The organism is Neoroseomonas rubea (assembly GCF_016106015.1).
Taxonomy (GTDB): domain Bacteria; phylum Pseudomonadota; class Alphaproteobacteria; order Acetobacterales; family Acetobacteraceae; genus Neoroseomonas; species Neoroseomonas rubea.
This window is the reverse complement of the sequence record NZ_JACADQ010000206.1, coordinates 1-7,146: the sequence shown is the minus strand read 5'-3', so window position 1 is coordinate 7,146 and position 7,146 is coordinate 1. Positions and strand designations below refer to the sequence as shown.

8 protein-coding genes are annotated in these 7,146 nt (G+C 70.1%); 1 reads left to right on the top strand and 7 read right to left on the bottom strand.

Annotated elements, in window-relative coordinates; genetic code table 11:
* The 7 genes from HW577_RS17045 to groES all read right to left on the bottom strand — a co-directional run.
* On the bottom strand, positions 1-637 hold a 637-nt coding region (locus tag HW577_RS17045; protein WP_198377347.1), incomplete at its 3' end, for an enoyl-CoA hydratase/isomerase family protein.
* Positions 634-1,812 (bottom strand): amidohydrolase family protein, encoded by a 1,179-nt coding sequence (locus HW577_RS17040; RefSeq protein ID WP_198377346.1) that lies wholly within the window; start codon positions 1,810-1,812, stop codon positions 634-636. The genes HW577_RS17045 and HW577_RS17040, both read right to left, overlap by 4 nt.
* On the bottom strand, positions 1,809-2,768 hold the full coding sequence (locus tag HW577_RS17035) for a threonine dehydratase (RefSeq protein ID WP_198377345.1): 960 nt from the start codon (positions 2,766-2,768) through the stop codon (positions 1,809-1,811). Before HW577_RS17035 ends, HW577_RS17040 begins: the two co-directional genes overlap by 4 nt.
* Positions 2,769-2,791: 23 nt before the next feature.
* A complete protein-coding gene (locus HW577_RS17030) occupies positions 2,792-2,995 on the bottom strand; it encodes a cold-shock protein (protein WP_198377344.1) in 204 nt (67 codons plus the stop codon).
* Positions 2,996-3,186: 191 nt separating this feature from the next.
* On the bottom strand, positions 3,187-4,164 hold the full coding sequence (locus HW577_RS17025) for a Bug family tripartite tricarboxylate transporter substrate binding protein (protein ID WP_198377343.1): 978 nt from the start codon (positions 4,162-4,164) through the stop codon (positions 3,187-3,189).
* A gap of 105 nt (positions 4,165-4,269) precedes the next feature.
* Positions 4,270-5,916, bottom strand: coding sequence for a chaperonin GroEL (gene groL / locus HW577_RS17020; protein ID WP_198377342.1), 1,647 nt, complete (start codon positions 5,914-5,916; stop codon positions 4,270-4,272).
* Positions 5,917-5,969: 53 nt separating this feature from the next.
* Positions 5,970-6,284 carry a co-chaperone GroES gene (gene groES / locus HW577_RS17015; RefSeq protein ID WP_198377341.1) on the bottom strand — a complete coding sequence of 105 codons (315 nt, stop codon included), beginning with the start codon at positions 6,282-6,284 and terminating at the stop codon, positions 5,970-5,972.
* Positions 6,285-6,582: 298 nt separating this feature from the next.
* Here groES and HW577_RS17010 point away from each other — a divergent pair, with 298 nt between their 5' ends.
* Positions 6,583-6,861: an usg protein gene (locus HW577_RS17010; protein ID WP_198377340.1), complete on the top strand. Its 279-nt coding sequence runs from the start codon at positions 6,583-6,585 to the stop codon at positions 6,859-6,861.
* Positions 6,862-7,146: the final 285 nt, after the last annotated feature.

The window sequence follows — 7,146 nt, the reverse complement described above, 5'->3', positions numbered from 1 at the left end:
GCGACTGGGGTTCAGGCGTGTGCTCTCGCGACCTGGTCGGCGCGTCGAGCCGCGCCGCGGCGGCATGGGCCGCGCCGATCGCGCCGTCGGCCGCGTCCTCCTCGATCACCGCGGTCGCGAGGCCGAGCGCGAGCGCGCGCGATGCCTCGATCGGTTGCCCGGCGAGCAGCAATTGCCGCGCCACCGTGTCGCCCAACAGCCCCGCGAGCCGCGCCGTGCCGAGCACCAGCCCGAAGGCCGGCCCCGGGAAGGCGAAGGATGCGCCGTTCAGCGCGATGCGATGGTCGCAGACGGCGAACAGATCCGCCCCCGCGCCGAAGACGCGCCCGGATGCGATGGCGAGCGTCGTGACCGGCAGGGCATGGATGCGCTGGAGCAGCATCTCGATGCGGAGGATGCGCAGCGCGAGGTCGCCGTCGCCGATGGCATCGAGGTCCGATAGGTCGAGCCCGGTGCAGAAGTTGCGCCCCTGCCCGCGCAGCACGATCAGCCGCGCGCCGGCTTCGAGCGCCGAGTCGATCCCAGCTTCCAGCGCCTCCACCATCGCGGGGCCGAGCGCGTTGCCGCGGTCGGGCCGCGCAAGCCGGAGGGTGGTGGTGTCGCCGCGATGCTCGACGAGGACTGCGGCCTCGGTCACGCGAGCAGCGCGCCGTCGCGCGCGACGATGCGCCCGCCGGAGACGACGAGGCGGCGCGGCGGGCGCGTCACCACGGCTTCCGCAAGGCTGCGCGCATCGACCAGCACCAGGTCCGCGCGCGCGCCGGGTTCAAGGCCGTAGTCCTCGAAGCCGCAGCCCTTCGCGCCCGCGGCACTGACGCAGTCGAAGGCGATCGCCACCTCGTCATCGCGGCGGAAATTGTTGCGCAGGCCGATCAGCATGGCGCGTTCCAGCATGTCCGGCGAGCCATAGGGCGTCCATGTGTCGCGGATGCCGTCATTGCCGCCGAAGATGGTCACAACCGCCGCGCGGCAGGCGGCGACGAGCGGCACGGGGCGGGAGGCCGGCGCCGTCGTCGCGATGGCCACGCCGAGCGCGGCCATGCGCGCGAGCAGGCCGTCCCGATCGCGTTCGGGGATGTCGCCGAGGCAGAAGGCGTGGCTGACGACGACGCGGCCCTCCATGCCGAGCGCGCGCGTGCGCTCGAGGATGAGGTCGAGCGAGAAGGCGCCCATCGTGCCTGGTTCGTGCAGGTGGATGTCGACCGGCTTGCCGTGCTTCTCGGCAAGGCCGAAGACGATGTCGAGATGGCGGACGGGGTCGCGCTCGATCGCGCAGGGGTCGAGCCCGCCGACGATGTCCGCGCCCATGGAAAGGGCGGCGTCGAGCAGCGTGTCCGTCCCCTGTCGCCCCAGGATGCCCGATTGCGGGAAGGCGACGAGCTGGATCTCCTGCAGGCCGCGCATCGCCTCGCGCGTCGCGAGCACGCCCTCGATGTGCCTGGTGCCGCCCGAGGTGTCGACATCGACATGGCTGCGGACGCGCGTGGTGCCGGCGGCGAGGAAGGCGCGCGCCATGGCGAGCGAGGCGACGCCGGCATCGTGCCCGGTGCGCGCGCGCCACTCGCGCTCGGTGTCGATCTTGTCCTCGATGCGCGGGCCGACCTCGTTCACCAGCCAGTCCGGCAAGTGAAAGGTGGTCTTGTCGAGATGGGTGTGGCCCTCGACGAAGGCGGGCAGCAGGAGAAGGCCGCGCCCGTCTTCCACCGGCGTGCCCGCCGGCGCGGGGCCGGCGGCGATGCGGCCGCCGCGGACAAGCAGGTCGGTCGCCGTGCCGCCCATCGGGCGGACGTTGCGCAGCAGCAGGTCGGTCATTCAGCCCCCAGCACCCAGTCGCGGAACAGATCGAGGTCGATGTTGCCGCCGCACAGGATGACGCCCGCGCGCTTGCCGCGCATTGCCGCGCGTTCCTGCATCAGCGCGGCGAGCGGCGCTGCCCCCGCGCCCTCGGCGAGGTTGTGCGTGTCCTGCCAATAGGCGCGGATGGCGGCCGCGACCTCGTCATCCGTCACGGTGACGATGCGCGCCGCGCCGCGGCGGATGATGGCGAGCGCGTCCGCGTCCGGGACGCGCGTCGCCATGCCGTCGGCGCGCGTTTCGGCCCTGGGCGTCGTCACCACATGCCCCGCGGCGAAGGAGAGCGCGTAGGACGGCGCGCCGACCGACTGCACGCCGATGATCTCGGTGGACAGCCCCAGCAGGTCGCGCGCCAGGATGCAGCCGCAGATGCCGGACCCCAGCCCGATCGGGACATAGAGCGCATCGAGCGGCGGCGCGGCGCGCAGGAATTCCAGCGCATAGGTCGCGACCCCCATCACCAGGTCGCGGGCGAAGGAGGGCGCGAATTCCAGCCCTTCGGCGTCCGCGAGCCGCGCGGCCTCGACGCGCGCGGCGTCGAAATCCTCACCATGCTCGATCAGCCGCGCGCCGAAGGCGCGCATCGCCGCGTTCTTCTCAGCGCTGTTGCCGCGCGGGACCAGGATGGTGACCGGCACGCCGTGGCGTTGCCCGGCATAGGCCAGCGATTGCCCGTGATTGCCGCGCGTCGCGCTCACCACGCCCTTCACATGCGGACGTTCGCGCGCGAGGCGTTCCATGAACACAAGCCCGCCCCGCACCTTGAAGGCGCCGGTCGGCGTGTGGTTCTCGTGCTTGACCCAGGTCTCGCACCCGACCCGGGCGGCAAGCAGCGGCCAGGCGATCTGCGGGGTCGGCGGGAATGCGTGGTGGACGAGGCGCGCCGCCGCCTCGAGTTCCTCGAGCGTGAACATCGAAGGGCGGCGCGTTGGTCGCGTCAGATCGGCTTCAGGTTGACGGCGGCAGCCTTGCCGCGCTCAGTCGCGACCTCGTAGCTGAGCTTCTGGTTCTCATTCAGCCCGGTCAGGCCCGCCTTCTGCACGGCCGTGATGTGCACGAAGACATCCTTGCCGCCATCCTGCGGGACGATGAAGCCGAAGCCCTTGGTGGCGTTGAACCACTTCACGGTGCCGATCGCCATGCGATCCTCTCCTTCCGTCGCTGCCGGCGCGGCTGTCGCGCCGGGCGTGCCGCGGCCAGGCCCGGGATCGGCTTGGAGGCGACCGGGCATCCGGAGGCACGGCAAGGCGAGGCAAGGGTCGGTCGGACGATCCGATCTGACGCAGATCGATCCCGGCGCGTCAACAAAAGCGTGCCGGGCCGTGATGCACGTCACTCAAGACGGATTCCGAGCTCGGGAATGGTGCGCTGCCAGAAGGCGTGCTCGTCCCGCACCTGCTGCGCGAAGGCCTCCGGCGTGACGGGCGTGGCCAGCGGCTCGAGCCCGTCGCGGCCGAGCTTCTCGTGGAAGGCGGGCAGCGCCGCGATCTCGGTGGCCGCCGCGCGCAGCGCCGCAACCGGCCCTTCCGGCGTGCCGGGCGGGTAGAACAGCCCGTGCCAGCCGGTCACCGCATAGCCGGCAAGCCCCTGCTCCGCCACGGTCGGCACATCCGGGAAGGCGGGGGAACGCTGCGCGCCCGTCACCGCGATCGGGCGCAACTGCCCATCGCGCACCAGCGGGATCGCCGGCGGCGGGGAGGAAATGTTGAACTGCACCGTGCCGCTGACCGCATCCATCAGCGCGGGCGCGGTGCCGCGATAGGCGACGTCGGACAGCTCGATCCCCGCCATGCGGGCGAGCAGCTTGCCCGCCAGGTGGTTGTTCCCGCCGGTGCCCGAATGGCTGAAGGTGATCTCGCCCGGCCGCTGGCGCGCCAGCGCGATCAGCTCCGCGAGGTTGGTCGCCGGGAAGCGCGGATTGCCCACCAGGATGTACTGGTAGTTCGCCAGGATGCCGGCCGGGATCAGCACGCGCGCGGGGTCTTCCCGTTCGGGCGTGCGGTAGACATGCGGGTTGATCACGATGTTGGAGGAGACGGCGTAGAGGAAGGTGTAGCCGTCCGGCCGCGCGTTGCGGATCACGTGCTGCGTGCCGATGTTGCCGCCGGCGCCACCGCGATTGTCCACCACCACGGACTGCCCGAGCCGCTGGGACAGCAGCTGCGCAAATTCGCGCCCGACGATGTCGGTTCCCCCGCCCGCGGCATAGGGCACCACCATGGTGACGGCGCGGTTGGGCCGCCAAGCTTGGGCACGCGCGACGGCCGGCGCAAGCAGGGCTGGGGCGAGGAGGAGGTGGCGGCGCAGCATGGGCGTTCCCCGGAACATCGATGTTCCGCCCCGCTTAGCACGCCGCAACGAAAAAGGGGCAGCCCCGAAGGACTGCCCCCTGTCTCCGATCCCCTGGCGGGAGGATCAGAAGTCCATGCCACCCATGCCGCCCATGTCGCCGCCGCCACCGCCGGCCGGAGCCGACGGCTTCGCGGGACGCTCGGCGACCATCGCCTCGGTGGTGATCAGCAGGGAGGCGACCGAGGCCGCATCCTGCAGCGCCGTGCGCACGACCTTGGTCGGGTCGATGATGCCGGCGGCCACCAGGTCCTTGTACTCGTCCTTCTGCGCGTCGTAGCCGAACACGTAGGTGTCGGAGCGCAGCACCTCGCCCGCGACCACCGCGCCGTCCTTGCCGGCGTTCTCGGCGATCTGCTTCAGCGGGGCCTGGATGGCGCGGCGGATGATCTCGATCCCCACCTGCTCATCGTTGTTCAGGCCCTTGAGGCCGGCGAGGTTGGAGGAGGCGCGCAGCAGGGCGACGCCGCCGCCCGGCACGATGCCTTCCTCGACCGCGGCGCGAGTCGCATGCAGCGCGTCGTCGACGCGGTCCTTGCGCTCCTTCACCTCGACCTCGGTCGAGCCGCCGACGCGGATGACCGCGACGCCGCCCGCGAGCTTCGCGAGGCGCTCCTGCAGCTTCTCGCGGTCGTAGTCCGAGGTGGTCTCCTCGATCTGCGCCTTGATCTGCTCGCAGCGGCCGGTGATGGCGGTCTTCTCGCCGGCACCGTCGACGATCGTGGTGTTCTCCTTCTCGATGCGCACCATCTTCGCGCGGCCGAGCATGGAGAGCGTCACGTTCTCGAGCTTGATGCCGAGGTCTTCGGAGATGACCTCGCCGCCCGTGAGGATCGCGATGTCCTCGAGCATCGCCTTACGGCGATCACCGAAGCCCGGCGCCTTCACGGCCGCGACCTTGAGCCCGCCGCGCAGCTTGTTCACCACGAGCGTCGCGAGCGCCTCGCCCTCGACGTCCTCGGCGATGATCACGAGCGGACGGCCCGACTGCACCACCGTCTCGAGAAGCGGCAGCATCGGCTGGAGGCCGGACAGCTTCTTCTCGAAGATCAGGATGTAGGGCTGGTCCATCTCGGCGATCATCTTCTCCGCATTCGTGATGAAATACGGGGAGACGTAGCCGCGGTCGAACTGCATGCCCTCGACGACGTCGAGCTCGGTCTGGATGCTCTTGGCTTCCTCGACCGTGATGACGCCCTCGTTGCCGACCTTCTCCATCGCCTTGGCGATCATCTCGCCGATCTCGGTCTCGCCATTGGCGGAGATCGAGCCGACCTGGGCGACCTCGGCGGAGGTGGAGATCTTGCGGGTCTTGGACTCGAGCTCCTTCACGACCTCGGCCACGGCCTTGTCGATGCCGCGCTTGAGGTCCATCGGGTTCATGCCGGCGGCGACCGCCTTCGCACCCTCGCGCACGATCGCCTGGGCGAGCACGGTCGCGGTGGTGGTGCCGTCGCCGGCCAGGTCGTTCGTCTTCGAGGCCACTTCGCGCACCATCTGGGCGCCCATGTTCTCGAACTTGTCGGCGAGCTCGATTTCCTTCGCGACCGTCACGCCGTCCTTCGTGATGCGCGGGGCACCGAAGGACTTGTCGATCACGACGTTGCGGCCCTTCGGGCCGAGCGTCACCTTCACCGCGTCGGCCAGGATGTCCACGCCGCGGATCATGCGCTCGCGGGCGGAGGCGCCGAACTTGACGTCCTTAGCAGCCATGTGTGTCTACCTCTTGTGTGTGCTGTGTGTCGGGGGTCGGACGAAGCGGCGCCTCAGGCGGCCTTCTTCGCCTCGGCGGTGCCCTCGAGGATGCCCATGATGTCGCTCTCCTTCATGATGAGGAGATCTTCGCCATCGAGCTTCACCTCGGTGCCCGACCACTTGCCGAACAGGATGCGGTCGCCGGCCTTCACGTCGAGCGGACGGATCTCGCCCTTGTCGTTCAGGGTGCCAGCGCCGACGGCGATCACTTCGCCTTCCTGCGGCTTTTCCTTGGCGGTGTCGGGGATGATGATGCCGCCGCGGGTCTTCTCTTCCGCTTCGATGCGGCGAACGAGCACGCGGTCGTGCAGGGGACGAAACTTCATGGATGTCCTCTCCTGAGCCTCGGGTTGATGACGGCTCGCCCTGGGAAGCCTGGCCGGTCGCCGGAGCGCCCCGGCCGTTAGCACTCCCCCCAGAGGAGTGCCAGCGACTTAGGCCGCCCAGCGGCAACCGTCAAGCATCCGGCAGCACTCGTGGAGCGCGAGTGCTAATATCCTGATCCTAAACGATTTTTCTTGCGCCCCGTTAAGACTCACATGTCATCCTGATGCCTGCGGACCGCCCCGAGAGGCCGGCCGCCGCCAAGAAACCGCACGGCTGAACCCATTGGGGAAGGGACAGATGACGGTGCTACAGGGACTGGAACCGATCCTCCGCGTCCGCGACTGGCGCATGACGACGGCCGAACTCCTCTATCACCTGCCGGACCATCCGCATGTGCTGCAATCCTACATCTGGCAGAAGGTGGACCACGCGCCGGACTTCCCGGAACTCAACCGGTTCCTCGAATTCTGGAAGCGCGAGATCGAAGGCCCGCTGCATTCCGTGCGCGTGGCCTGCGCCGCCCTGACCAGGCCGGCGGAACTGCGCTACGCCAACGGGGTGCTCGTGCTGCATTGATTGCCGGCGCCAAGGGCGCGGGTGGAGTCTTTGTTGACCTCAGGCGCCGGCGCCGCCATCCGGCGGCTTGGCTTGCGCGCCACGCACTGGCGCTCCGGCGGCAGCGGTTGGTCTGGGCGCGGTCGCGCCTTGCGCTCCCGGATCGAGGCTGCGCCTCGCTCCGTTTTCCTGGCCGTCAGGCGCGGGCGCGCGCCGCGGTCGGCGGGGCATCCATCAACCGCGCCACGATCGCCCGTCGCACCGGGCCGAGCGCCGCCCCCGCGCCGATCAGCGCCGCGCGCGCGA